We start from the raw sequence: 25546 nt of genomic DNA, 5'->3' as shown, positions 1-25546 counted from the left end.
ATTTGCGATATCCCCTCAGACCATCATAAGGAAGGAACATGACTCCTTCGCTTTCTAAATCGTTGCTCTTGGCTGCCGCCGTGGCGATTGCGCCCCCCGCTTGGGCTCAAGACGTCAACCTCGATTCGGCCTTTTTTGCGCGCCAAGTCCTCAACGAGGGGATTTTGCACGTCGACTCGGGGCAGTTCTTCGAGGCGCTCGACGCCTTTGCGACCGCCTTCGAGTCGACCTCGAATCCCGACATTCAAGCCAAAGCGCTGCTGCAACGGGCCTCGGTGCTGGCCAATTTCTTCGACCAATTCGACCAAGCGGCCCAGGTCTACCAGCAGATTTTGCGCGATTTCGGTAAGAGCGAGATGGCCGAGCCCGCCGCCTATCAATTGGGAATGCTCTATTTCGACCAGGAGCAAAACGAACAAGCCCTGGCCGCTTTTGAACAATACCTGCGCCTCTTCCCCAGCGGCGAACACGCCCGCTCCGTGACGTTTTTGCGCGACCAGCTCACCCAACCGGCCACCCCTGCCCCCCAGCCCACCCCCTCCCCGCAACCGCAAGCGATGGGACAAGGGTTTGCCGGTTCGGGCCAAGCGCCTCAAGGGATGGCTCCCCCCAGCGGCTGGGGCAACTTCCAATCGCCCGGCTTTGAATCGCCGAGTTTCAAACGGCCCGAGTGGGCGCCGCAAAAGATGCAACCCATGGGGGAAGGCACCCCGAGCCGCCCGGTTTCCCCACCCCCATCCACAACCACCATCCGCCCGGCTTCCCCACCCCTATCCACAACCACCGTCCGCCCGGTTTCGCCCCCCCCCTCAGCCACCAGCACTCGCCCGGTGGCCCAGGCGCAGCCGCGTCCGGTGGTGGCCAGCCCCCCGCCGCGCCGCCCCGCCATGCAAAAGCTGGGGGAGGCGCCGCTGATTCGGGTGCGACTGTTCACCCTCGAAAACAGCCTCAGCATTGGGGCCAAGGGTGAGGTCGATCTGCTTGATCGCCTTTCTCAGTCGGCGGGTCAGGCCTCGGGCAATTTAGACATCACCCTGAGTGGCGGCTCGATTGCCGTGAATGGCAGGTCGACCGGGCAAACCGACCTGATTGTACAACCCAGAAGCGGCCTGCTTTCGGTGCAAAAAGAGGGCAAACCAACCGAGTTCCGCGGCACCATGAAAATCATGGTCTACAAAGACAAGCTCCAGCTGCTCAACCTCGTCGACCTCGAAACTTACCTGCTCGGGGTGGTGACCTCCGAGTCCCCCGCAAGCTGGCCGGTCGAGACCCTCAAGGCGCAGGCGGTGGCGGCCCGCACCTACGCCCTCTATCAGATGGAACACCGCGACAAGTGGACCTACGACGTGGTGGCCGATACCGGGGATCAGGCCTATTACGGCACCCGCAAAGAGACCGCACGGGGCCGCCAGGCGGTGGAGGAGACCCGCGGCGTCATCATCCTGAACGACGGGCATCCGATCCTGAGCCAGTTCACCGCCTCCTCGGGCTGGCACAGCGCCTCCCCCCAGGCGATTTTCGATAGCTCGGTCACCTACATGACCGATCACCCCGACCCCTACTCCCAGAGTCAGCAGATGGGCTCTTGGAGCAAACGGGTCAAGAAGGGCGATTTCGAAGAGGGGTTGACCAGCCGAGGGGTGATTCCCCGTGGGCGTCATGTGGTGCGTCTGGAACCGGCCGAGATCGGCCCCAGCGGTCGCTGGGTCAAAACCCGCATCGTTACCGACGAAGGCAGTCCCGTGGTGGTGCGCAGTTACTCCTCGGTGCGCCGCGCCGCCAATACCTACGACATCCTCTACAAATCGGTACGCGACGAGGGGGATGCCTGGGTCTTCGAAGGGGGGGGCTTTGGCCATGGGGTCGGCTACTCCCAATGGGGGGGTAAGGCGATGGGGGACGACGGCAAGAACTACGACCAGATCCTGAGTTTCTACTACCAGGGCGTTAACATTCAGCAGATGTGGTAAGTCTTCCTTTTGACCGACTGTTCAAGGCGGCCCTTGCTTAGGGGGCCGCCTTTTTCAACCCCGCGCAGCGGAGCCTTTTTGAACCTTTATACCGATTTCAGTCAGCGCGTTGTGGTCCCCCCCGAAAGCCCCGATTGGACCGCCTCCCCCGCGCCGGGGGTGCACCGCCGCATGTTGGAACGTGACGGCGGCGAAATCGCCCGCGCCACCAGTGTGGTTCGTTTCGACCCCGGCGCCGTCTTTCCTGGCCACGTCCACGACGCGGGGGAGGAATTTCTGGTTCTCTCAGGCACCTTCGCCGACGAACACGGCACCTACCCCACCGGCACCTACGTCCGCAATCCCCCCGGCTTGCCCCACAACCCCCATAGCGAGCAAGGGTGCACCCTGCTGGTGAAGCTGCGTCAATTCCAACCGGGGGACGACGCCCGCGTGGTGATCGACACCGCAGCCGCTCAGTGGCTTCCAGGGCTCGATCCGGGGCTTAAGGTGTTGCCGCTGCACGAGTTTCAGGGGGAGCACATCGCCCTGGTACGCTGGGCGCCCGGTACCCGTTTTAAACGCCACGTCCACCCCGGCGGGGAGGAAATCTTCGTGCTCGAAGGGGTGTTTGCCGACGAATACGGCGAGTACCCCGCCGGAACCTGGCTGCGTAATCCCCCCTACAGCGCGCATACCCCCTTCAGCCGCGAGGGGTGTCTGATCTACGTCAAGGTGGGGCACATCCCCCCCCTGCAACAGGGGTAACTGGTGTTCTGGCACACCACCCCCCTGGCCGAGATGAGCCCGCAGCAGTGGGATGCGCTGTGCGACGGTTGCGGGTTGTGTTGCCTGGTTAAACTGGAGGACGAAGAGGATGGCGCGCTCTACTTCACCGATGTGGTCTGCCGCCAGCTCCACCCCGACACCGCCCGCTGTCGGGTGTATGCCCGACGTAGCCAAGAGGTGCCGGAATGTTTGATCCTCAAACCGGAGGCATCGCTGCCCACCCGCTGGCTGCCCGAGACCTGCGCCTACCGACTGCTGGCCGAGGGCAAGGATCTGCCCGACTGGCACCCGCTACGCAGCGGCGATCCGGCCACGGTTGTTGAGGCGGGGATTTCGGTGCTGGGTTGGACGATCTGCGAGGACGAGGTCGCTCCCGAGGATCTGGAAGACCACGTTTGGTAACCACCACCGGGAGCCCATCCATGAGCGAAGAGCGCATCCATACCTACACCGCCCCTGGCATTGTGGTGTTCTTCGAGCCCAAGCTGTGCACCCATGTCGCCGAGTGCATCCAAGGGCTACCCCAGGTCTTCAATACCCGCGATAAACCCTGGGTCCACCCGGAGCAGGCGGGCGCCGACCCAATCGCCGAGGTAATCGAGCGCTGCCCCACCTCGGCGCTGCGTTACGAGCGCACCGACGGCGCCCCCCAAGAGGCGATCCCCAAACGCAATACCGTCTCGGTCTGCCCCAAGGGGCCGCTGTTTTTTCGGGGCGACCTGATTCTGACCGACGCCCTGGGCAATGAGGTGCGGCGGGAGACCCGGCTGGCGCTGTGCCGCTGTGGCGCTACCCGCAATCCCCCCTTCTGCGACGGTCGCCATTTCTGGCAAACCTTCAGCGACCAAGGTCGGGTGCCGGGTCAGGCCCTGCGTCAACGAACCGGGGCGATGCCAGGGGCACTGACCATTACCCCACTGCACAACGGCCCGATTCAACTGAAGGGGCCGTTCGAGCTGATCGATGCCAAAGGGGTGGTGCGCTATCGGGAGGATGGAGCGTTGCTGTGCCGCTGCGGTGGTTCGAACAACAAACCCTTCTGCGACTTCACCCATCAGTGGAACGGGTTTCAAGCGCCGTAGCGGTGAACATGCCCCTTGCCCCCTCCCCTGCCTGGTCGCACCCTTTCCCCCCTTCTCGCTTCAACCCCTTGATCGCGCCATGACCTCCCATCCCCGCCGCAAACCTGAAAAAAGCTATACCGCCGCCTTCGCCGGAACCGGCGAGTTGACTCTGACCCCCATCGGCCTTGTCGAGAGTCCCTATCGGGAGCGCTTCGGCGTCCCCCGCCAGGGGACTTTGGATGGGGCGGGACGGGGGCGGATTGTTTTGAATCCCGGCGCCAACTTTGAGCAGGCACTGCAAGGGGTTGCGGGGTTCGACATGCTCTGGGTGATTTACGGCTTCCACCTCAATTCGGGTTGGAACCCCATGGTCACCCCTACCCGGGGGCCGAAGGTTAAACGGGGGCTCTTCGCCACCCGTGCCCCCCACCGCCCCAACCCCATCGGGCTGACGGCGGTGAAAATTCTTGGCATTCAGGGCCGTACCATCGAGGTCGAGGGGCTCGACATCCTTGACGGTTCCCCGGTTTACGATCTCAAACCCTACATTCCCTACGCCGACGCTTTCCCCGCCGCCCGCTCCGGCTGGCTTGACGAACTGCCCGAGGGGCCGACCGGTCCCGACCGCCCGAGCTGAGAATCCCATGACCCCCGCTGCCTGGACACTCCACCCCATCGGCGCCATCCGCTCCCCCTGGAAAACCAAAGAGCAGTGCCCAATTCAGGGGGCGGCGCTGCAACAGGCGCTCGGCAGCGTCGAACTCGACCCCGCCTTAGAACCGGGGCTGACCGACATCGAGGGCTTCAGCCATCTGATGCTGCTCTACCGCTTCGACCGGGCGGGGGCAATCGAGCTGGTGCGCCCCACCTTCCTCGACGATCGCCCCCACGGCATCTTCGCCTCGCGCCACCCCTGCCGCCCCAACGGCATCGGGCTGTCCATCGTCGAGCTGGTCGGGCGGGAGGGGACGGTGCTTTCGGTGCGGGGGATCGACGTGCTCGACGCCACGCCCCTGCTCGACATCAAGCCCTACATCCCCCGCTTCGATCTCTTCCCCCAGGCGAGCAACGGCTGGGTCGAAGACAAGGGATGGCGGGATAAACCAGTCGGCCGGGAATAACATCGAAGCGACCGCCGCCGCCCCGACGGGGGGTCAACGTCGCCCCCGCCAACCGTTTTCACCACACACAACCTGCGAGACAGCGCTGGAGGACGGTTGGTGGCATGAGGAGGCCCCAGCCCCCGCCACAGAATTGCTGCTTGATCGCGCAAAACGGTCATCACCCGCAACAACTCCCCCGACGTACCGTTCGACCGCTCGATCAACCCCTATCGACGCTGCGAACACGGTTGTCCCTACTGCTTTGCCCGACCCAGCCACGCCTACCTCGATCTGTCGCCGGGGCTCGACTTCAAAACCAAGATCCCGCACAAGCCCGACGCCCCCGAACGGCTCCGGCGCGCGTTGGCCCACCCCCACTACCGCTGCCAACCCATCGCCGTGGGCCACCGGTGGAACGGGCGCTGGGGCTAACCCGGCGCATCCTTGAGGTACTGACGCAGCACCGCCTTCCCGCCGCATTGGTTACCCAATCGGCCCTGGTGGTGCGCGACCTCGACATTCTGAGCGACCTGGCGCGGCAACACCTGGCGCTGGTGGCGATCGGCATCACGACCCTCGACCCCGACCCCGACCCCGCCCGCAGCCTGGAACCCCGCGCCGCCTCGCCGAAGAAGCGGCTGCAGACCATCGAAATCCTGGCCAAGGCGGGGATTCCGGTCACGGTGATGGCAGCCCCGATGATCCCCAAACTCAACGACCATGAGCTGGAGTCGATCCTCGCGCAGGCCCGCAACGCCGGGGCGACCGGCGCCGGATACGTGGCGCTGCGGTTGCCCCATGAGCTGGACGAAATATTTTCGGCGTGGTGATGCGCGGCGGCAAACTCAACGACCCCAAGTTCGGCAGCCGCATGCGGGGAGAGGGGCCCTGGGCCGATCCGATGGCGCAACGCATCCCGTTGGCCCGACGTCGCCTGGGGTTCGACGGGGCGCAGCTCATCTCGGAACCACCCTTTTCAGGGTGCCGGGCCGGGCCCAACCACGGGGGTTGTTCGAATAGGACAAGGCTGAAACAATCGAAAAACCGAGGTGGTTTCCAGATTTTCCAGGGTGGAGGGTCGGGGCCGCCCCAAGGAGGAAGAGGCATGGGATACACCTTCAAGGTCGCCGACCGCGATGAGGAATTCGAGCAGATCCATCGGCTGAACTACCGCACCTTTGTAGAGGAGATTCCCCAACACCCCCCCAATCCCGAGCGGCGTCTGGTCGACCGCTTCCACGAACAGAACACCTACCTCATCGCCCTGGACGGCGACCGCCTGGCGGGGATGGTCGCCATGCGGGCCGCCCGCCCCTTTTCCCTCGACGCCAAGATCCCCGACCTCGACCGCTACCTCCCCCCCCATCAAATCCCCTGCGAGGTGCGGCTGCTGGCCATCGACCCCGACTACCGCAGCGGCGCCATCGCCTGGCATCTGCTGACCATGCTGGTCGAGCAGGCGCAAACCCATGGGTACGATCTGGGGGTGATGTCGGCCACCTCCCGTCAGCTCAAGCTCTACCGCCATCTGGGGTTCATCCCCTTCGGCCCCGAGGTTGGCCCACCCGAGGCCCGTTTTCAGCCGATGTTGGTCTCCCTGGATCGGCTGATCGATCACCTGAACCCCCTGCCCGGCTTCAACCGCCTACCCCACGCGGGGGAGTCTTTTTTGCCGGGACCGGTGGCGCTACGCCCCGAGGTACGTAGCGCCTTCCCCACCCCCCCCCACTCCCACCGCGCCCCCGACTTTATGGCCGGTTTTCGCCGGATCCAAAGCCGTCTCACCCGCCTGACCCGGACTGCCAGGGTCGAGATCCTGCTGGGCTCCGGCACCCTGGCCAACGATGCCGTGGCGGGGCAACTCACCCTGACCGGACACCGGGGGCTCATCCTGAGCAACGGAGAGTTCGGGGAGCGGTTGGTCGATCACGGCACCCGGATGGACCTGTCGTTCGACGTACTGCGCCGCCCCTGGGGGGAGCCCTTCGACGAGCGCACCCTCGATGGCATGCTGCATGGTCGCCTCGACATCGGCTGGGTCTGGGCGGTCCACTGTGAAACCTCGACCGGGCAGCTCAACGACCTTCAGATGCTCAAACGGGTTTGCGCCCGCCATCGCATGGCGCTGTGCCTGGATTGCATCAGCTCGCTGGGGATGGTCCCCCTCGATCTGCGTGGGGTTTGGCTCGCCTCGGGGGTCAGCGGCAAGGGGTTGGGGGCGCTGCCGGGGTTGGCTCTGGTTTTCTACCACCACGAGATCACCCCGGCACCGACCCTTCTGCCCCGCTACCTCGACCTGGGGTATTACGCCGCCAAACAGGGGGTCCCCTTCACCCATTCCTCCAACCTGCTGTCTACCCTCAAAGCGGCGCTGGACCACTTCGACCGACCCCATATCTATCAAAATGTCGAACAACTGGCCCAGTGGCTGCGAGGTCGTCTGCGGGGGCTGGGGTTTGATCTGGTGGTCCCCGAATCCCAAGCCAGCCCCTCCATCGTTACCGTCGCCCTCAGTGAACCCCACAACACCTTGGCGGTGGGGGAGGCGCTCGAACGCGAGGGGCTGCTGCTCAGTTTTCGCAGCGAATACCTGCTGGCCCGCAACTGGTTGCAGATCAGCCTGATGGGGGAGCGGACCCAGGAGCGGCTGGAGCACCTGCTGCAACGGCTGGCCAAAGTGGCGATGGGGGCTGGCGAACCGGGATTGGCTCTGAAAACCGCGGGGATCGACACCGTTCGGGCTGAGTCTTGATCCTTCCCCTCTGTGCTGGCTCGCGCCGGCTCGAACGCCCTTGAATGTCGATCTTTTTGGCTTTCCTGGAGGTCGATCCGAGCATGGCAAAAGCGTGGCCGTGCAAGCACTCGGCGGGTGTCTTCGGGCAAGTCCGTCCCAGGTCGCACGAGACCAACCAACCCTTTTCGTCCTTGAAAGACGATGCCGCCAACCGCTATCTCAAGAGGATTCAGCCATGAAACGCATGATCGCCGTTGTGGGAACCGCCCTTGTATTGGCCGGGGCCGCCCCCCTTCACGCCGCCGAACCGATCCGCGTCGCTCTGAGCGGTCAGGCCGAAACCGTGGTCGCCAACGACGAGGCGGTGGTCACCGTTGAGGTGACCCGCGAGGGCAAGGAGCAAGAGGGGGTGCGCCGCGAGGTCGATGCGGTGGCGGGACGCATCGTCGAGGTATTGAAAAAATCGCCCGACATCACGGTTCAGACGGTGGGCCGAGCCACCTACCCCATCCGCCGGGGCGAGGTGGCCATCGGCTGGTCGGTCCGTCAGACCTTTCAGGTGATTGATCGCCAAGTCGACGACCTGAGCTGGACCGGCCGGGTCGAGAAGATGGGGGGGATGGTGCAGGGGGTGGATTTTCGGGTGTCGGACCAGGCACTGCGCGAGGCCAAACGGGGGCTGATCGATCAGGCGGCAGACGATCTACGGGTCCAGGCTGCCAAGATGGCGACCCTGTTCGGCAGCGGCCGATACCGCATCGAATCGTTGGCGCTCGACGGCAGCGACCTCCCCGCCCCCATGCCGATGCGCATGATGGCGACCGACGCCCTGGAGGGGGGCGGCGCACCGCCCATGGCGGGGGGGCGCTCCACCGTCCACCTGACCCTGTCGGGGGTGGTGCTGATCGAGCCGGCGCCGTGACCGAGACCTCGCGGCGGTTGCAACAGCTCCCCGGCGTCGGCCCCAGCCTGGCCCAAGACCTGATCGATCTGGGCTACACCACGGTGGAGGGGCTGCGCGGGGAGGATCCCGAGGTTATGTACCAACGCTTGATGGCGCTGCGGGGCGGCCCCATCGACCGCTGTGTCCTCTACGTTTTTCGCGGCGCGGTCTATTTTGCAGGCACCCCGCCTGCTGCCAGAGAACCGGACAAACTCAAGTGGTGGCATTGGAAGGAGGGCCGATGACCGCCGTTGCCCCCGAAACCATCGCACACATTCTTGCCCACAAGCGTTTGGCCTTGGTGGGGGTCTCGCGGCGGGGCGATAAGTTCGGCAATACGGTTCTCAAAGAGCTGAAGGCCAAAGGGTATGAACTCTTCGTCGTCCATCCCCATGCCGAGTCGATCGAGGGACGGCATTGTTATCCGACGTTGGCCGACGTTGGCCGACGTTGGCCGACCTACCTCAGGGCATCGAAGCGCTCGTCCTGATCGTCCCTCCGCCTCAAAGCGAACGCTTGCCATGCTGCGGGGATCAAGGCGGTCTGGATGCAGCAGGGGGCAGAATCGCAGGCAGCGGTACAGTTTTGCCAGGATCACGGCATTGAGGTCGTCGCGGGGCAGTGCATTCCGATGTCCGCCGAGCCCCGGGGGATTCACCGGCTGCATCGCTGGTTGTGGCACCTGTTGGGCAAGGCCCCAAGAGCATTAACCCCGCTCGACCAAACACTCCTGGCAAAACGGGGTGGCCGGGTCGGCGCCGAGCCGCTGCGGCTCGACCGGCTCCCCACATTCGCAGCAGATCCCGTAGACCCTGTCTTCCAGCCGTTGCAGGGCCGCCTCAATGGCGCGCAAACGAACCCGACTGCGCGCCAATCCCGCCTGGGCCATCGCCTGCTGTTGCAGGGCATCCATACGCGACAGCCGCCCCATCAGGGTTTGATCGAGCGCCACGGTCCGCCCGCTCTCTTTGAGTCGGGCGATCCCCTCCAGCAGAGCTGTTTGCTCGGTGAGCAGGGTTTGGCGGTAGATCTCGAAGATCGTCATGTCGGCTCTTGTCGCGGGTGAAAAGTCGGGGCAGTCTGCACCGCCACCAACCATGCCCATCCATCTCAAGTCACTCAAGGATTACCTCATGATTGTCTCCCCCACCTTTGTCCGCCAGGTCGAAAAAATCACCCGCCTCGCCACCCTGCTCTGGGGGGCGATGGGGTTTTCGGTGTTGGTGGTGGCGGCCATCGCCTTCTTCTTTCAAAGGCAGGGGCTGGGATCGGCGCTTGAAGGGGAGTCGCGCTTCGCCATTTCGCTGGCGCTGCTGGTGCTGGCGGTGGGGCTGGCGCTGATGTCGCTGCTGACCCGGCAAAAAATCTGGGATCTGCTCCCCTTGGCCAACCTGCTGGCCCGCCCCACCGAGCCGGAAGACCTGCTGCTCACCCGGCAAAAAGGGGCCAGCCCCGACGCGGGGCTCCCGCACGACTTAAGCAAACTCAGCGCTCAAGAGCTGCGGGCGCTGCGTCTGATTCGGAGCGAGGGGATGGGGGTGGCGCTGGTGATTTGGGGGATGAGCGAGGCGCCCGCCATGCTGGGGCTGGTGCTGATTTTGATGGGGGGCGATGCGCAGTGGGGATACGGAATGATCACCCTGGCGGGGCTGCTGCTGCTCATCCACCGCCCCGGTTTCGACGATCTGATCGAGCGGATCAAGACGGTGCGCTTTTGAGGCTGCAGCCCCCCCCCACAACAAAAAAGCGGCCCGAGGGCCGCTTTTTTGTTGTGGGGGGGGCGGGTCACTCCACCCGCTTGGCCCCCGCCTTCCACTTGAGGGCCGCCTCCATGTAGTCGTCCAGGTCGCCGTCGAGCACCCCCTGGGCGTTGCCCTTTTCGACCCCGGTGCGCAGATCCTTGACCATCTGGTAGGGGTGCAGCACGTAGGAACGAATCTGGTGGCCCCAACCGATGTCGCTCTTGTTGGCCTCGGCCTCCGCCTCTTTTTCGCGCCGTTTTTCAAGCTCGTGCTCGTACAGCCGGGCCCGCAGCATTTTGAAAGCGGTGTCGCGGTTTTGATGCTGGGAGCGTTCGGTCTGGCAGGCGACGACGATGTTGGTCGGCATGTGGGTAATCCGCACCGCCGAGTCGGTTTTGTTGACGTGCTGCCCGCCCGCCCCGGAGGCGCGGTAGGTGTCGATGCGTAGATCCTTGTCGAGGATTTCGATCTCGATGTTCTCGTCGACCTCGGGGTAGACATACACCGACGAAAACGAGGTGTGGCGCCGCGCCTGGGAATCGAAGGGGGAGATCCGCACCAGCCGGTGAATGCCGGTCTCGCTCTTCAAATAGCCGAAGGCGTACTCCCCCTGAATGTGGATCGTCGCCGACTTGATCCCCGCCTCTTCCCCCGCCGAGACCTCGATCAGATCGGTCTTGAACCCCTTCTTGTCGCCCCAGCGCAGGTACATGCGCAGCAACATCTCGGCCCAATCCTGGGATTCGGTGCCACCCGCCCCGGCATGGATGTCGACGTAGGCGTTCAGGGCATCCTCGGGCTCGCCGAGCATCCGCTTGAATTCGAGTTTGTCGAAGATCGCCTCGGCCTGGGCAACCAGCCCCTTGGCCTCGTCGGCCATCTCGTCGTCCTCGAATTCGATCATGGTTTCGAGGTCGTCGAAGATCGCCTGAATCTCGTCGATCTGTTTCAGATCGGTCTCAATCGAGGTGCGCTCGCGCATCAGCCCCTGGGCTTTGACCCCATCGTTCCAGAAGGAGGGATCCTCCGATTGGGCGTTGAGCTCATCGAGACGGAACCGCTTGTTCGGCTCGTCAAAGATACCCCCGTGCATCTTCGAGACGGGCGCGCAGCTCTTTGAGTTTACTTAAGAGATCCTGCCACATGGTTGTTCCCCTGGATGCGGGTTGAATTGAAAGCATGTCGCCCGGAGACCAAGCTCCCACCCCTACCACGAACCGTTCGTTCAGGGTGTAGGAGCCCGGTCTCCGGGCGATCAGTTTGCGATTAAACGTTGAAGCGGAAGTGCATCACGTCGCCGTCGTGCACGACGTACTCCTTGCCTTCCAGCCGCAGCTTGCCCGCCTCTTTGGCCCCTTGCTCGCCGCCGCAGGCGACAAAATCGTCGTAGCCGGTCACCTCGGCGCGGATGAAGCCCCGCTCGAAGTCGGTGTGGATCACCCCCGCCGCCTGAGGGGCGGTGGCGCCGACCGGGACGGTCCAGGCGCGGACCTCCTTGACCCCGGCGGTGAAATAGGTGTGCAGCCCCAACAGTTTGAAGGCGGCGAAAATCATCCGGTCCAAACCGGTCTGCTCCATCCCCAACTCACCCAGAAATTCGCGCCGCTCCTCCTCCTCCATCTCGATCAGCTCCGATTCGATCTGGGCGCAGATCACCACCACCTCGGCCCCCTCGGTCGCGGCGCGTGCACGCACCTGGTCGACCAGGGCGTTGCCGCCCGGCAGATCGCCCTCGGCGACGTTGGCCACATAAATCAGCGGCTTACCGGTAAGCAGGTTGAGATCGGCAATGGCCTCCAGGTCGTCGGCGCGTAGCCCTTGGGCCCGGATCGGCACCCCGTCGTTGAGCGCGGCGGCAACCTTCTCCAGCACCGGCACCTGAACCTTGGCATCCTTGTCGCCCGATTTGAGCTTCTTGCTCGATGCGGTCAGCCGTTTTTCCACCGATTGCAGGTCGGCGAGCATCAGTTCGGTGTCGATCACCTCGATGTCGCGGATCGGATCGACCCCCCCCTCGACGTGGACGACGTTTTCGTCCACGAAGCAGCGCACCACATGGGCAATCGCCGCCACCGAGCGGATGTGACCGAGAAACTGGTTGCCCAGCCCCTCCCCCTTCGAGGCGCCGCGCACCAAGCCGGCGATGTCGACGAACTCCATGGTGGCGGGGAGCACCCGCTCGCGGGGTTTGACGATCTCAGCCAGCTTTTTCAAGCGGGGATCGGGCACCTGCACCACCCCGACGTTGGGCTCGATGGTGCAGAAGGGGTAGTTGGCCGATTCGGCCCCCGCTTCGGTCAGGGCGTTGAAAAGGGTCGATTTGCCGACGTTGGGTAGGCCAACGATGCCGCAGGTAATGGCCATAAACGGCTCCCGTAGTCGATTAGGTGGTGGCGGGTTTGATGAGGTTGATGTGGTTCATCGCCAGATTCCACTCGGCGTGGACCAAAAGCTTGAAATGGGGGCGCAAAGCGTCGAAGGCGTCGTCGATCAGCGCCTGCTCCGCTTTGCCGAAACGGCCGAGCACAAAGTTGACCGTCTCTTCCCGGCTGGCCGCCTTGCCAATTCCGACCCGCAAACGGGCGAAATCGCCGTGGCCCAGGCGGGCCATGATGTGGCGCAGGCCGTTGTGGCCGCCGTGGCCACCACCGACCTTCAAACGCAGGTGGCCCAGCGGCAGATCCATGTCGTCATGGACCACCAGCATACGGTCCCCCTCGATCCCCAGATCGTTGAGGAAGGGGACGACGGTGTCGCCGCTGCGGTTCATGAATGTCTGGGGCAGGGCCAGCGCCACCGACTCACCCTCGACCCGCCCGCGGGCCGATTGAGCCTGATGGAGCCCCTTCTTGAAGGGGGGCAGCCCCCACAAGTCGGCCATACGCTCCACAAAAAGAAAGCCGACATTGTGTCGGCTTCCTTCGTACTGCGTGCCCGGATTACCCAGGCCGACGATCAGCGTTCCAGGCATCAGCCCTCTTCGCCGCCCCCGGCGGGACCGCCATGACCAACGACGGTGCACAGGGTGAAGTTGACGTCGGTGACCACCTTGCAGCCCTCGGGCAGGGGAATATCGAGGACGTGGATCACGTCGCGCAGGTTCATGCCGGAGACGTCGACCTCGATGAAGTCGGGCAAATCCCTCACCTTGGCATGGATCTCAAGCTCGCGGCGGATCGGCTCGAACATGCCGCCAGCCTTCACACCGGGGCACTTCTCGGCGCCAACGAAGTGCAGGGGCACGGCGTGGGCGACCTCTTCGCTCAGGCTCACCCGCAGGAAGTCGACGTGGATGATGTCGCCGCTGACCGGATGACGTCTGACCGACTGGATCAAGGCCGATTCGTTCTTCTTGTCGCTTTTGAGCTGAACCACCGCCGAGGCGAAGCCGGGGGTGCGCAGCTGTTTGGTGAATTCGCGGGCATTGAGGCTGAGGTGATCGTTGTCGCCATGGCCGTAGACCTCGGCGGGGATCAGCCCCTGGGTACGCAACCGGCGGGTGGCGCGGGTGCCGAATTCGGTGCGGTCCTGAACGTCGATGATGTGGGTGCCGGACATCGGATACTCCGTCTCAAAAATCAAAAATCCCGCCCCCACATGGGGGCGGGTATTCCAAAAAAATCAACCGATTAAACAAACAACGAGCTGACCGACTCCTCGTCGGAAATCCGCCTGATTGCCTCGCCCAGCAGGGGGGCCATCGACAGGACCGTAAGCTTGTCGACCCCTCGGGCGTTGGCCTGCAAGGCGATCGTGTCGGTCACCAACACCTCGTCGATGGAGGAGTTTTTGATCCGCTCGACCGCAGGCCCCGAAAGTACCGGGTGGGTCGCCGCCGCCAAAATCCGGTTGGCGCCGTTTTCTTTCAAAGCCGCAGCCGCCTGGGTCAAGGTTCCAGCGGTGTCGATCATGTCGTCCATCAAGATGCAGTCCATCCCCTTGATGTCGCCGATGATGTTCATCACCTCGGCCACGTTGGCCTTGGGACGGCGTTTGTCGATGATCGCCATGTTGACCCCCAGCCGCTTGGCCAGGGCCCGCGCCCGAACCACGCCGCCCACGTCGGGGGAGACGATCACCGTCTTGTCGGGATCGGTCATGCGCTCGCGTAGCGCCCCAAGAATCACCGGCATCGCAAAGATGTTGTCGACCGGGATGTTGAAGAACCCCTGAATCTGCCCTGCGTGCAAATCCATGGTCAGCACCCGGTCGGCCCCGGCGGTGGTGAGTAGATCGGCCACCAGCTTGGCGGTGATCGGGGTGCGCGGCGCCGATTTACGATCTTGGCGGGCATACCCGTAATAGGGAATAACCGCGGTGATCCGGCTGGCCGAGGCCCGTTTGAGGGCGTCGATCAGGATCAGCAATTCCATCAGATGGTCGTTGGCCGGCGACGAGGTCGGCTGAAGGATGAAGGCGTCCGAACCGCGGACGTTTTCGTTCACTTCGGCAAAGATCTCGCCATCGGAAAACCGCTTAATCTCGACCTCGGCGAGGTTCACCCCGAGGTGATCGGAGATCGCCTTGGAGAGATCGGGGTTGGCGGTACCCGAAATCAGTTTCAACCGGCTCAGGGACATGACCACTCGGATGGATGTGTTGGCTGGGGTGCCAGGATTCGAACCTGGGAATACCGGAATCAAAATCCGGGGCCTTACCGCTTGGCGACACCCCATCAAAAAGCAACGACTCAAAACCGAGGTTCCGAACGTTGCTCCAGAAAAACGGCAAAAACCTTCAAACGACCGGTAATGCTGGTCCAGGGTGCTGCCGCAACGTCCGTGTGGACCACGACCGCCAGCCAGCCAGCTGCGCGCGATCGGCCCATGCCCTTCCCTGCGCATCGTCCACCACCGGGACAAAACAGGTCGGACCGGAGCCGCTCATGAAGATTGGCTCCATCCCTTCGGTTTGCGCCCAGTCGACCAACCCCCTTAACTCGGGCGAAAGATCGAGCGCAGCGGGGCCAAGATCGTTGCCTTCGGCCAAAATCTCGCCCAAAGCACCCCCCTGAACCCCCTCCCGAAAAAGGGCCGGTAGCCTATGGATCCGCCCGCACGGTGTCAAGAAGTTGCCCCCAGCCCGCTCCACCCCCATCGCGGCGCGGCGGCGAAAGACCTCGGGGGTCGAAAGTCCAGGGCCGGGATGAAGCAGCAGCAGCGCCACCTCGGGCAGATCGAGCGCGCCGCTCGGCAGGCCGACGCCGCTGATACGCTGGGGGGTTTCACATAAGAAAAAGGGAACGTCGGCCCCGAGTGAAAACCCGATCTCCAGCCACTGCGACCAGCGCAGCGCCACCCCCCAGTGGTGGGCCAACAGTCGTAGCGCCGTGGCGGCATCGGAAGAGCCCCCCCCCAACCCCGCCTGCCAGGGGATCGCCTTGGTCAGGTGGAAACGGACCGGAGGGCAAGAGAGCCCCAGCGGCTGAACCGCCTGGCGCAGCGTCGCCGCCGCTTTGAGCACCAAATTCTCGGGAGTGGCCAGCTCGGGGGCATCGGCGCCGGTTTCGGCCAGCCGCACCGTCAGCCGGTCGCCCCCCTCCCCCGTCTCAAGGGTGAGCTCGTCGGCCAGAGCGAGCGCTTGAAACACCGAATCAAGTTCGTGGTAGCCATTGGGCAGCCGTCCCACCACCCTCAGGCTCCAGTTGATTTTGGCCGGCGCCACAGCCCGCAGGATCACGGCGCCCCCTCAGGCATCATCCACACAGCCTCGTCGCCGCTTAAGGGGGACCAAGCCCGCAGTTGCCCCAGCCCTTGCCAGTCGTGCCCCTGCCACTGAAGGCTCTCGGGCAGCCCTTGGTCGTTGCGGCTTTCAACCGTCATGGTCGCGCCATCCCACTGCATTTGGTTGTGCTGAGGGGAGAGGATCAGTCGGGCCAACTCGCGACCGTCGGGAAGCTGGGGCCAGCCCAGCGCCTGGGCGAGTTCGAGGGGATTGATCGCGCCGCGCTGCGCCGTCCAGGCAAAGGCAGCATCGCCGCTCAGCCGCAGCACAAACAGGGGGGAGCCGAGCGGGGAGCGCGATTCGATGCGGACCTCGCCCGGGCGGGCCATCACCGCCACCCGCAGCGATTGTTTTTCAAGGCCGCTTCGGATTTTGACCACCCCGACCCCCTCGACCCCGAGCGGGGTCGAGGGGGTCGGAGGTGAGGGGTGGGCGCAACCGCCCATCCCCAACAGGGCAATCAAGCCCAGCCCCGCCAGCAACCAACCGCCCCTCCGCTTCACGGCGCGGGATCGGCGCCCAGCCGTTTGAGCGCCTCGGCCAAACGGCCCCGCATCGCCTCGAGGGTCCCCTCGCTGGTGCCGTTTTCCTCCAGCAGCACCTGAGCGCGGCGAAAGGCGGCGATGGCGGGCAGGGTCTCCCCCGCCGATTCCAGGATCGAACCCCAATGCTCGAAGAGGATGGGATCGGTCTGTTCCTGGGCCATCAGGGGGGCCAGCACCTGCTTGGCCTGCTTGAACTGCCCCATTTTGAAGAGGATCCAGGCCTTGGTATCGACGTAGGCGTCGGTGGGCTTGAGGTTCAGCGCCCGCTCGATCAGGGACAGCGCCTCGTCGAGATGCTGGCCGCGCAGGGCGTAGCTGTAGGCCAGGTAGTTGAGTGCCTCGACCTGTTCGGGATTGCCGGCAATCACCTGTTTGAAAGCGGCCTCGGCCTCCTCCCAGCGCTGCAAACGGTCACTGAGCACCGCCCGCTGAAAGATCAAATCGAGGTTGTCGGGAATCGCTTTGATCCCCTCCTCGATCCAGAGCAGCGCCTGATCGGGGTGCTCAAGCGAGGTTTCAAGATCGCTCCAAGCCAGGTAATAGAAGAGGCGCTCCTTGAGCCCCTCGCGGTTGGCCTCAAGCACCTGCCGCGCCTGGTCGTACTGCTTGGACTCCAGCAGCAGGTCGATCAAGCGAATCTGGGCCTGGTCGTAGAGGTCATCCTGACCTTTAGGGATCGACTTGAAGATGGCGATCGCCTCGTCCCGATGGCCGAGCATCTGCCGGGTCACCCCTTCGTAGTAGGTGATCCGGGCGGTCTGGCGCAGTTCGGGGGGGATTTTTTCAAGCCACTGTAACGACTCTTCGGCCCGCCCGTCCTCTTGCGCCATCAGCGCCAGCGCCAGGTAGGTGACCGGGGAGACCTCGTCGTAACCGGTCATCTTTTTGAATAGGGCACGCGCCTCCTCCCGCCTTCCCTGACTCCAATAGGCGCGGGCTAGATATTCCTCAAGTTGGCTGTCGTCGTGTTTGGCGATGAAGGGTTCGAGCAGGTTAATGACCGCCGAGGGGTCGGACTCGAACATCTCCCGGGTCAGGTGGAACAGCGGCTTGGGATTGTCGGGATCCCGGGCCACCGCCCGCTGCAAATAGGTGCGGACCTTGTCGTGTTCTCCCACCCGAAAAGCCCGCTGGGCCAGGTACATCAACCCCTCGATCCCATCGGGATGGCGGCGGTCCCACGCCTCGACCAGGTTGGTCCCCTCCTCGCTTTTGCCCATCTGATCGAGCACCTGCACCTGGAGGTTCAAAACCCCCAAATCCTCGGGGTTCTTTTGGGTCACCCCCCGCGCCAGGGTCAACGCCCGGTCGAGATCCCCCTTGGCCATGAGCAGCCTGACCCAGAGCACCGAATCGGCGACCGGGGCCTCGGCGATTTCGGCCAGCCTTTGGGCCTGCACCAGGGCGTCGTCGAGGGCGCCCGCCGCCACGGCGGCGTCGCGCAGACGGCGCACCACGAACAGATCGTCGGGATACAGCGCCGCCAACTCTTTGTAGGCCTGGTAGGCCTGGGGGTTGTCCCCTGCCGCACGCGCCTTTTCGGCCGCCAAAAAGAGAAAACGGGCCTTGAAGTCCAGGGCGGCGTCGCTCTGCCCCAGCGGAGCGGCCCCGTCACGGACGGGGGCCTCCTGCCGGAGCTGCGGTTGAGCCTGGGTGGAGGTTGGATCGGGAGCGGGGGGGGCGGCAGAGGTGGTGGCGCATCCTGCCAGGGCGAGCACGACGGCCCCCTGGATCCACCAGGCATGAACTCGATTCATGGAATTCCTCAAGGCAACACCACCAGCGCGGCCAGGAAGGAGCGCCCCTCCTGCACCAAAAAGTTGTAGGTCCGACAAGCGTTGGGGGTATCGACCAATTCGACCCGGATGCCCACTTCGCGCAGCCATTGGCGTACTTGGGGATCGAGGTGCCGAATCGCAGAACCGGTCCCAATCAACACCATCTCAGGGGCCATTTCGACAATCGGTTCGAGTGCCGCCCGATCGAGAGGGGCATCGGGTTCCAGCGCCCAGGTTTGCAACACGCCTGGTCCCACGATCAGGGAACAGTCGTGCCGATCTTGATTCACCTGGATGAAACCGGGGCCATACCCCTTGATGAGGTAGACCCCCTCGGCGGTGAAGGGGGAGACGTCCATTGGTGTGGAATCCCCTTTGGGGTCAAAAAATTACGAGGCTGCTGCCTGCCCTTCGGCGGCATCGTCCCCCTCGGAACCGGGCAGCTTGGGTTGCCGCTTGCCCTCCATCGCCAGCACCACGGGGGCGGCAACGAAGATCGAGGAGTAGGTCCCGACACCGATGCCAATCAGCAGGGCAAAGGCAAAGTCGTGGATGATCTCGCCCCCCAAGAAGAACAGCGCCACCAACACCAGGATGGTGGTGAACGAGGTCATGACGGTGCGCGACAGGGTTTCGTTCACCGCCTTGTTCATGATTTCGACCAAGGGGCGTTTACGCAGCTTCACCATGATTTCGCGGATACGGTCGAAGACCACGATGGTATCGTTGAGCGAATAACCGATGATGGTCAGGACGGCGGCCACCACCGGCAGGGTGAACTCCTTGCCGGTGATCGCGAAGATCCCCAGGGTGATGGTCACGTCGTGCAGCAGCGCCAAGTCGGCTCCGAGGGCAAAGCGCAGCTCGAAGCGCCAGGCGACGTAAAACAAAATGGCGACCAGGGCATAAAGCAGCGCCAGCACCCCTTTTTCGGTTAGCTCCTTGCCGATGGCGGGGCCGACAAACTCAACCCGGCGCAGTTCGACCTGACCCTGACCCAACCCCGTCTCAAGAGCCGATAGAACCTGGGTTGAGATCGTCCCCGAGTCGGCCCCTTCAGCGTTGGGCATGCGGATCAAGAACTCGGTCTCGGTGCCGAAATGCTGGATTGAGGCCCCGGCAATCGTGGCCATCTCCAGGGCGTCACGCAGATCGCCCACCGGTCTGGGTTGCTCCAGCCGCACCTCGACGATGGTACCCCCCGCGAAATCGATGCCCCAGTTCAGCCCCTTGGTCGCCAAGGCAACCAGGGCGAGCAGCACCATCAAGCCCGAGATCGCAAACGCGATCTTGCGGCGACCGATGAAATCGATGCTGGTATTCGATGGAATCAGTTGCATGTCGAAATCCTTATTAGATCGCCAGGCTCTGGACGCGGCGGCGGCGGCCGTAGGTCAGGTGGACCAGCCAGCGGGTGACCAGAATGGCGGTGAACATCGAGGCCAGGATGCCGATGGACAGCGTCACGGCAAACCCCTTGACCGGGCCGGTACCGAAACCGAAGAGCACCAGGGCGGCAATCAAGGTGGTGATGTTTGAATCCATGATCGTCACGAACGCCTTGTCGTAACCGCTGTGGATGGCTGCAATCGGGGTTCGCCCCAGCAGCAATTCCTCGCGGATGCGTTCAAAAATCAGCACGTTGGCGTCGACCGCCATACCGATGGTCAGCACGATCCCCGCCATACCGGGCAGGGTCAGGGTTGCCTGCAACATCGACAGCACCGCCACCAGAATGACGATATTGAAGACCAGGGCGATGTCGGCGATGACCCCAAAAACCCGGTAGTACAGCGCCATGAAGATCAAGACGATCACACCACCGACGATGATCGAGGTCATCCCGGCGTCGATGGAGTCCTGACCCAGCGAGGGACCGACCGTCCGTTCCTCGGCAACCACCACCGGAGCGGGTAGGGCTCCGGCCCGCAGGACGATGGCCAAGTCGTGGGCCTCTTCGGGGGTGAACGACCCCGAAATCTGCGCCCGTCCCCCCTCGATCTTTTCGCGGATGACGGGGGCAGAATAGACCACCCCATCGAGCACAATCGCCATCCGCTTGCCGACACTCTCGGCGGTCAGGTCGGCGAATTTACGCCCCCCCTTGCGGTTGAAGGTGATGTGCACCAGCGGCTGATTGTCTTGGGGGTCGATGGCGACCCGGGCGTCGGTGAGTAGATCGCCGGTCAAGGCCACCCGTTTTTTCAGCAGGTAGGGGGTCGCGCTCTGTCCGGCAGCCGGTTTGCTGTATTGCAACGCGTCGCCGGGGGGAACCCGCCCCGCCAGGGCGGCGGAAAGATCCCCCTGTTCGTCGACCATCTTGAATTCGAGCAGGGCGGTACGACCGATCAGCGCCTTGGCGCGGCGGGTATCTTTTACCCCCGGCAGTTGAACCAGCACCCGATCCTGACCCTCACGCTGAATCACCGGCTCGGAGACACCGAACTGGTCGATGCGGTTGCGGATCGTCTCGATGGCCTGATCGACCGCATTTTTCTTGATCTCCTCCATCGATAGGGGGGTCAAGGTCAGCAGCAGCGCCGCCTTACCGGCATGTTCCCCCGGTGCGATGGTGTAATTGGGCAGCGCCTTGGCCATCGCCGTCTGCAACCGCTCCGATTCCCCCTCGCCGACCAGCACCGCCATGGTGTGGTCGTCGACCACGTCAACCCCACCGTAGCGCAGCTTCTCTTCACGAACGGCGTTACGAACCTCGTCGGTATCACCCTCCACCGTCCGGCGCAGCGCCTTTTCGACCTGCACCTGCAACACCAGATGGATGCCGCCGCGCAGATCCAGACCCAGGTTCACCCCTTGGCTGGGCAGCCAGGAGGGGAGCTTGTCACGGGTTTCGGGGGAGAGCAGATTGGGGAAGGCAAACAACATGGCGACCAGGGTCACGAAGACAATGGTCACCATTTTCCAGCGGGGAAATTCGTTCATGGGGGGCTTAGCTCCTGCCGAATCTTGAACCGAGGGGGATGCGCGGGGGATACCCCCGCCCGTCAGTCCTCTTTACTGGCGACGGTATCGCGGCGGACCTTCACCACGATCCCTTCGGCGATTTCGACCTTCATGTTGTTGTCGTCGACACCCCGGACGGTACCGATGATGCCGCCGCCGGTCATCACCTTATCGCCGGGCTTAATTGCCTCGACCATAGCCCGGTGCTCCTTGACGCGCTTTTGCTGGGGCCGGATGAGCAGGAAGTAAAAGATCACGAAGATCAGGACCATCATGAAGATCCCTTCCATGCCATTGCCCTGAGCGGCACCAGCTTGGGCATAGGCGGGGGTAATCAGCCAGTCGAGCATCGTTGAACTCCATCGCATGGCCGCCCCTTGGGAGAGCGGCGGGAAAAAACCAACCTAAAAAAGTCCGGAAGTGTGACCGTCAGCGGTGACCGCATCAAGACCCGAGGGGAAAACAGGATGAAACGGCGGGGATGGGGCGTTCCCTGATGAGGCTCGCTACAGGTTCGCTACCCCCCCCTTGACACCCCAGCCTCTCCCCGTCAACGATGTGAACGCCGTCACACAATTTCGGCAGGATCACGGAGGTAGGGGATGCAGATCAAGCGCTTGTGCCAACAGGTGGGTGGGTTGGGGGCCGCAATGGCCTTGTTGTTTTGCTCGTTTTCGGCTTGGGCCGGGGACGACCACCACCGCTCGGACGGCGATTCCCCACCCCCAATCGCCACCCCCACGAACGTCGACGCCCTATGGATCGCCGAGTCCAACGGCGTCATTAAGGTCTCCACCGCCGCAGGCCGGGTCATCCTGGCCATCCCCGACGCCGACAAGATCGAATCCATCGCGGTCGATGAGCCTCGCACCACGCTATGGGCGGTCGGACGCGGGCAACTGACCGCCTTCGGCTTCGATGGCCGCACCCTCCTTAGCCTGCCCATTCCCCCCCAAAGCTCGGAACACGGCGACAAAAAGCACGACCAGGAGTCATCCTCCGAGCACAACGACCCCGCATCCCTGGCGGTGGACGAAAGCGACGGCTCGGTTTGGGTCGGCCAGGGCAAAGCGGTCTATGGTGTCGATGCAACGGGCCAAGTGATTTCCAAGATCCAGCAAAACCGGAATGTGACGGCGCTGGCGGTCGACGGAGAGCGGGGTACGGTCTGGGTTGCCGACGAGCGGGGCGTGGCCGCCTACGGCAAGGACGGCGCCTTACGGATGGCACTCCCGCTGGGTCGCGAGGATGAAGCGCACCCCCAAGACATCGCGGTCGACGGCCAAACCGGCAATCTGTTCGTGGCCCTGAAGCGCAGTGTGGTCGCCTTTTCGCCCGAGGGGCGGGTGGTGGCCTCGTACCCCAGCCGCCAACCCCGTTTGATCGCGGTCGACAGCGGCGGGAATCTGTGGGTGGCGGGGGAGAGCAGCCTGAGCCGGTTCGATCCTTCCGGCATGCCCCTGTTCGAGCTGGAGCCTTTCGGCCATTCCGACCACATTCTGGCGCTGGTGACCGATCCCAAAGATCTCTCCGCCTGGGTCGCCAATGCCCGCAAGGTCGCCCATGTCGATGCGACCGGTCGGGTGACAGCCACCGTCAAAAGTGAAGGTCGGGTGCAGGATCTAGCCCTCTACATCGACACCATCCCCCCCGACATCGCCTTCACCCAGCCTCCCGCCAATAGCTGGCAGCGCAACAACCTGCTGTCGCTCGGGGTGGCCTACTCCGATGTCGGCATTGGGGTCGATCCCGATTCGATCGAATTCACCGTCAACGGTTTGCCGCTGCCGGTTCACTGCGACATGGGGAGCATGATCGGTCAGTGCGCCCCCTTGACCCCGCTGCCCGAGGGTCCGGTGACGGTGGCGGTCACGGTGAAAGACAAGGTCGGCAATGAGTCGACCCCCGCCAGCCTCGACTTCGTCGTCGACACCATCCCCCCCGCCATCGCCATGGTGTTCCCCCCCACCCCCTACATCACCAACCAGCCCGCGATTTTGGTCGCGGGCAGCGTGTCGGAGTGGGCCGACCTGAGCGTTCAGGGCAATGCCGTGACCGTGGGGGCCGACCTGACCTTCTCGGCGCCGGCGGTATTGCAAGAAAACCTCAATCGGATCGAGGTGGGGGCGAGCGACAAGGCGGGCAATGCCTCAAGCCAAACCCTGATCGTCACCCTCGACACCGTCCCTCCGGTCGTGACGGCGCCGCCCCGCGTGACCCAGGAGGCGACCGGCCCCTTGACCGCGGTTGCCATCGGCAGCGCCACCGCCATCGATCTGCACGACGGGGTGCTGATCCCCTGGAGCGACGCGCCTGGGGCCTATCCTGTCGGCCTCACGACAGTGACCTGGAGCGCCCAAGACGAGGCGGGCAACGTGGGGATGGCGCAGCAAACGGTGGAGGTGATCGATACCACGCCGCCGTTGGTGACCCCCCCGGCCGACATTCGGATGGAGGCGACCGGACCACGGACTTTGGTGGCGCTGGGCAAAGCAACCGCGACCGATTTGGTCGCCGGCGCATTGACCCCGACCAGTGATGCCCCGGTCGACTTCCCGGTGGGGACCACCGTGGTGACCTGGAGCGTCAGCGACACAGCGGGCAATACGGCGACGGCGGTGCAGACGATCACCATCGTCGACACGACACCGCCCAAGCTGGTCGCTCCCGCCGACAAGACGGTGGAGGCGCGCGGACCTCGGACGGTCGTCAACCTCGGCAAGGCCCGCGCCAGGGATGTGGTGGACGGCGTGCTAACCCCGACCAGTGATGCCCCGGCCGACTTCCCGGTGGGGACGACGACGGTGACCTGGTCGGCAACCGATGCAGCCGGCAATACCGGGACCGCCACCCAGACAGTAACGGTGGTCGATATGACCCCGCCGACGGTGACGGCACCTCCAGCGATCACGCTTGAGGCAACCGGTCCTCGGACGGTGGTTGCTCTTGGATCGGCGACCGCTACCGACCTGGTCGACGGCGCCCTGACTCCGGCCAGCGACGCCCCGACCGACTTCCCGGTCGGTACCACGGTGGTCACCTGGTCGGCGACCGATGCCGCCGGGAATACCGGTACGGCGACGCAAATCGTCACCATCACCGATACGACTCCCCCCGCCGTCAGCGCCCCGGTGGCCATCACCATCGAGGCTACCGGTCCCCGCACCCCGGTCGCCCTTGGTTCGGCGACCGCCACCGACCTGGTCGACGGCACCCTGACTCCGGCCAGCGACGCCCCGACCGACTTCCCGGTGGGCACCACGGTGGTGACCTGGTCGGCCACCGATGCAGCAGGCAACACCGGTACCGCCACGCAAACCGTGACGGTGGTTGATACGACGCCGCCGATCATAACGGCGCCTGCGGCGATCACGATTGAGGCAACCGGCCCCCGGACTTTGGTTGATTTGGGGATGACCACCGCCACCGACCTGGTCGACGGCGCCCTGACCCCCACCAGCGATGCTCCCACCGACTTCCCGGTCGGAACCACAACGGTGACCTGGTCGGCAACCGATGCCGCCGGGAATACCGGCACCGCCACGCAAACCGTGACGGTGCTCGACACCACGCCGCCAACGGTGACGGCGTCTGCGGCCATCACGATTGAGGCGACCGGTCCTCGGACGGTGGTTGCTCTTGGATCGGCGACCGCTACCGACCTGGTCGACGGCGCCCTGACTCCGGCCAGCGACGCCCCGACCGACTTCCCGGTCGGTACCACGGTGGTCACCTGGTCGGCGACCGATGCAGCAGGCAACACCGGTACCGCCACGCAAACCGTGACGGTAGTTGATACGACGCCGCCGATGGTAATGGCCCCAGCCAACTTCACCATCGAGGCAACCGGCCCGCTGACCGCCGTTGCCATCGGCACTGGAACCGCCAGCGACCTGGTCTACGGCGCCCTGACCCCCACCAGCGACACCCCCGCCGACTTCCCCGTCGGCACCACGACGGTGACCTGGTCGGCGACCGATGCGGCTGGAAATACCGGAACGGCAACTCAAACCGTGACGGTGGTCGACACCACCCCGCCGACCGTGACTGCCCCAGCCAACCTCACCATCGAGGCAACCGGCCCGCTGACCGCCGTTGCCGTTGGCAGCGCCACCGCCACCGACCTGGTCGACGGCACCCTGACTCCGGCCAGCGACGCCCCGACCGACTTCCCGGTGGGCACCACGGTGGTGACCTGGTCGGCCACCGAT

25 protein-coding genes, 1 tRNA gene and 1 pseudogene are annotated in these 25546 nt (G+C 64.3%); 13 read left to right on the top strand and 14 right to left on the bottom strand.

Features of this window, described 5'->3' with window-relative positions:
- Window positions 1–38: 38 nt before the first annotated feature.
- The 11 genes from AUJ55_07510 (at window position 39) to AUJ55_07460 (ending at window position 9072) form a co-directional block, all read left to right on the top strand.
- Window positions 39–1970: a hypothetical protein gene (locus AUJ55_07510; protein OIO56859.1), complete on the top strand. Its 1932-nt coding sequence runs from the start codon at window positions 39–41 to the stop codon at window positions 1968–1970.
- Between the two features lie 78 nt (window positions 1971–2048).
- Window positions 2049–2717: a cupin gene (locus tag AUJ55_07505; GenBank protein OIO56858.1), complete on the top strand. Its 669-nt coding sequence runs from the start codon at window positions 2049–2051 to the stop codon at window positions 2715–2717.
- 33 nt (window positions 2718–2750) lie between these two features.
- Window positions 2751–3140 carry a hypothetical protein gene (locus AUJ55_07500; GenBank protein ID OIO56910.1) on the top strand — a complete coding sequence of 130 codons (390 nt, stop codon included), beginning with the start codon at window positions 2751–2753 and terminating at the stop codon, window positions 3138–3140.
- Window positions 3141–3160: 20 nt separating this feature from the next.
- Window positions 3161–3820, top strand: a complete 660-nt coding sequence (locus AUJ55_07495; GenBank protein ID OIO56857.1) for a hypothetical protein — start codon at window positions 3161–3163, stop codon at window positions 3818–3820.
- A gap of 145 nt (window positions 3821–3965) precedes the next feature.
- Window positions 3966–4439 carry a tRNA (N6-threonylcarbamoyladenosine(37)-N6)-methyltransferase TrmO gene (locus tag AUJ55_07490; protein OIO56909.1) on the top strand — a complete coding sequence of 158 codons (474 nt, stop codon included), beginning with the start codon at window positions 3966–3968 and terminating at the stop codon, window positions 4437–4439.
- Between the two features lie 7 nt (window positions 4440–4446).
- On the top strand, window positions 4447–4923 hold the full coding sequence (locus AUJ55_07485) for a tRNA (N6-threonylcarbamoyladenosine(37)-N6)-methyltransferase TrmO (protein OIO56856.1): 477 nt from the start codon (window positions 4447–4449) through the stop codon (window positions 4921–4923).
- Between the two features lie 392 nt (window positions 4924–5315).
- The gene (locus tag AUJ55_07480) at window positions 5316–5735 is read left to right on the top strand and encodes a hypothetical protein (protein ID OIO56855.1); all 420 of its coding nucleotides are present in this window, start codon (window positions 5316–5318) and stop codon (window positions 5733–5735) included.
- Between the two features lie 275 nt (window positions 5736–6010).
- Window positions 6011–7657: a hypothetical protein gene (locus tag AUJ55_07475; protein ID OIO56854.1), complete on the top strand. Its 1647-nt coding sequence runs from the start codon at window positions 6011–6013 to the stop codon at window positions 7655–7657.
- Window positions 7658–7874: 217 nt separating this feature from the next.
- Window positions 7875–8561, top strand: coding sequence for a hypothetical protein (locus tag AUJ55_07470; GenBank protein ID OIO56853.1), 687 nt, complete (start codon window positions 7875–7877; stop codon window positions 8559–8561).
- A complete protein-coding gene (locus tag AUJ55_07465) occupies window positions 8558–8827 on the top strand; it encodes a Pathogenicity locus (GenBank protein ID OIO56852.1) in 270 nt (89 codons plus the stop codon). The genes AUJ55_07470 and AUJ55_07465 overlap by 4 nt, the downstream gene beginning before the upstream one ends.
- Window positions 8824–9072, top strand: coding sequence for a hypothetical protein (locus AUJ55_07460; GenBank protein ID OIO56851.1), 249 nt, complete (start codon window positions 8824–8826; stop codon window positions 9070–9072). Before AUJ55_07465 ends, AUJ55_07460 begins: the two co-directional genes overlap by 4 nt.
- A gap of 216 nt (window positions 9073–9288) precedes the next feature.
- Here AUJ55_07460 and AUJ55_07455 read toward each other — a convergent pair whose 3' ends face one another.
- Window positions 9289–9627, bottom strand: a complete 339-nt coding sequence (locus AUJ55_07455) for a hypothetical protein (protein ID OIO56850.1) — start codon at window positions 9625–9627, stop codon at window positions 9289–9291.
- Between the two features lie 88 nt (window positions 9628–9715).
- Here AUJ55_07455 and AUJ55_07450 point away from each other — a divergent pair, with 88 nt between their 5' ends.
- Complete coding sequence (locus tag AUJ55_07450; GenBank protein OIO56849.1) at window positions 9716–10300, top strand: hypothetical protein; 585 nt, start codon at window positions 9716–9718, stop codon at window positions 10298–10300.
- Between the two features lie 67 nt (window positions 10301–10367).
- On the opposite strand, the gene AUJ55_07445 is transcribed toward AUJ55_07450, so the two are convergent.
- The 13 genes from AUJ55_07445 to AUJ55_07385 all read right to left on the bottom strand — a co-directional run bounded on the left by AUJ55_07445 (window position 10368) and on the right by AUJ55_07385 (window position 21685).
- Window positions 10368–11417 carry a peptide chain release factor 2 gene (locus AUJ55_07445; GenBank protein OIO56848.1) on the bottom strand — a complete coding sequence of 350 codons (1050 nt, stop codon included), beginning with the start codon at window positions 11415–11417 and terminating at the stop codon, window positions 10368–10370.
- 173 nt (window positions 11418–11590) lie between these two features.
- Window positions 11591–12688 carry a redox-regulated ATPase YchF gene (locus AUJ55_07440; GenBank protein ID OIO56847.1) on the bottom strand — a complete coding sequence of 366 codons (1098 nt, stop codon included), beginning with the start codon at window positions 12686–12688 and terminating at the stop codon, window positions 11591–11593.
- 19 nt (window positions 12689–12707) lie between these two features.
- On the bottom strand, window positions 12708–13295 hold the full coding sequence (locus AUJ55_07435) for an aminoacyl-tRNA hydrolase (GenBank protein OIO56846.1): 588 nt from the start codon (window positions 13293–13295) through the stop codon (window positions 12708–12710).
- Window positions 13295–13882 carry a hypothetical protein gene (locus AUJ55_07430; protein OIO56845.1) on the bottom strand — a complete coding sequence of 196 codons (588 nt, stop codon included), beginning with the start codon at window positions 13880–13882 and terminating at the stop codon, window positions 13295–13297. Before AUJ55_07430 ends, AUJ55_07435 begins: the two co-directional genes overlap by 1 nt.
- A 71-nt stretch (window positions 13883–13953) precedes the next feature.
- On the bottom strand, window positions 13954–14904 hold the full coding sequence (locus tag AUJ55_07425) for a phosphoribosylpyrophosphate synthetase (GenBank protein ID OIO56844.1): 951 nt from the start codon (window positions 14902–14904) through the stop codon (window positions 13954–13956).
- A 20-nt stretch (window positions 14905–14924) separates the two neighbouring features.
- Window positions 14925–14999: transfer RNA gene (locus tag AUJ55_07420), tRNA-Gln, on the bottom strand.
- A 62-nt stretch (window positions 15000–15061) separates the two neighbouring features.
- On the bottom strand, window positions 15062–16003 hold the full coding sequence (locus tag AUJ55_07415; protein ID OIO56843.1) for a hypothetical protein: 942 nt from the start codon (window positions 16001–16003) through the stop codon (window positions 15062–15064).
- Window positions 16000–16530 carry a hypothetical protein gene (locus AUJ55_07410; protein OIO56842.1) on the bottom strand — a complete coding sequence of 177 codons (531 nt, stop codon included), beginning with the start codon at window positions 16528–16530 and terminating at the stop codon, window positions 16000–16002. Before AUJ55_07410 ends, AUJ55_07415 begins: the two co-directional genes overlap by 4 nt.
- Before the next feature lie 17 nt (window positions 16531–16547).
- Window positions 16548–18350, bottom strand: coding sequence for a hypothetical protein (locus tag AUJ55_07405; protein OIO56841.1), 1803 nt, complete (start codon window positions 18348–18350; stop codon window positions 16548–16550).
- 8 nt (window positions 18351–18358) lie between these two features.
- Window positions 18359–18730, bottom strand: coding sequence for a hypothetical protein (locus tag AUJ55_07400; protein ID OIO56840.1), 372 nt, complete (start codon window positions 18728–18730; stop codon window positions 18359–18361).
- Window positions 18731–18760: 30 nt separating this feature from the next.
- Window positions 18761–19711, bottom strand: a complete 951-nt coding sequence (locus AUJ55_07395; GenBank protein OIO56839.1) for a protein-export membrane protein SecF — start codon at window positions 19709–19711, stop codon at window positions 18761–18763.
- Between the two features lie 13 nt (window positions 19712–19724).
- Complete coding sequence (locus AUJ55_07390; GenBank protein ID OIO56838.1) at window positions 19725–21314, bottom strand: protein-export membrane protein SecD; 1590 nt, start codon at window positions 21312–21314, stop codon at window positions 19725–19727.
- Between the two features lie 62 nt (window positions 21315–21376).
- Window positions 21377–21685 carry a preprotein translocase subunit YajC gene (locus AUJ55_07385; protein ID OIO56837.1) on the bottom strand — a complete coding sequence of 103 codons (309 nt, stop codon included), beginning with the start codon at window positions 21683–21685 and terminating at the stop codon, window positions 21377–21379.
- A 252-nt stretch (window positions 21686–21937) separates the two neighbouring features.
- Here AUJ55_07385 and AUJ55_07380 point away from each other — a divergent pair.
- A pseudogene (locus tag AUJ55_07380) lies at window positions 21938–25546 on the top strand (hypothetical protein).

The organism is Proteobacteria bacterium CG1_02_64_396 (assembly GCA_001872725.1).
Classification (GTDB): Bacteria; Pseudomonadota; MNWR01; order CG1-02-64-396; family CG1-02-64-396; genus CG1-02-64-396.
This window is presented reverse-complemented; position numbering and strand designations above follow the sequence as displayed.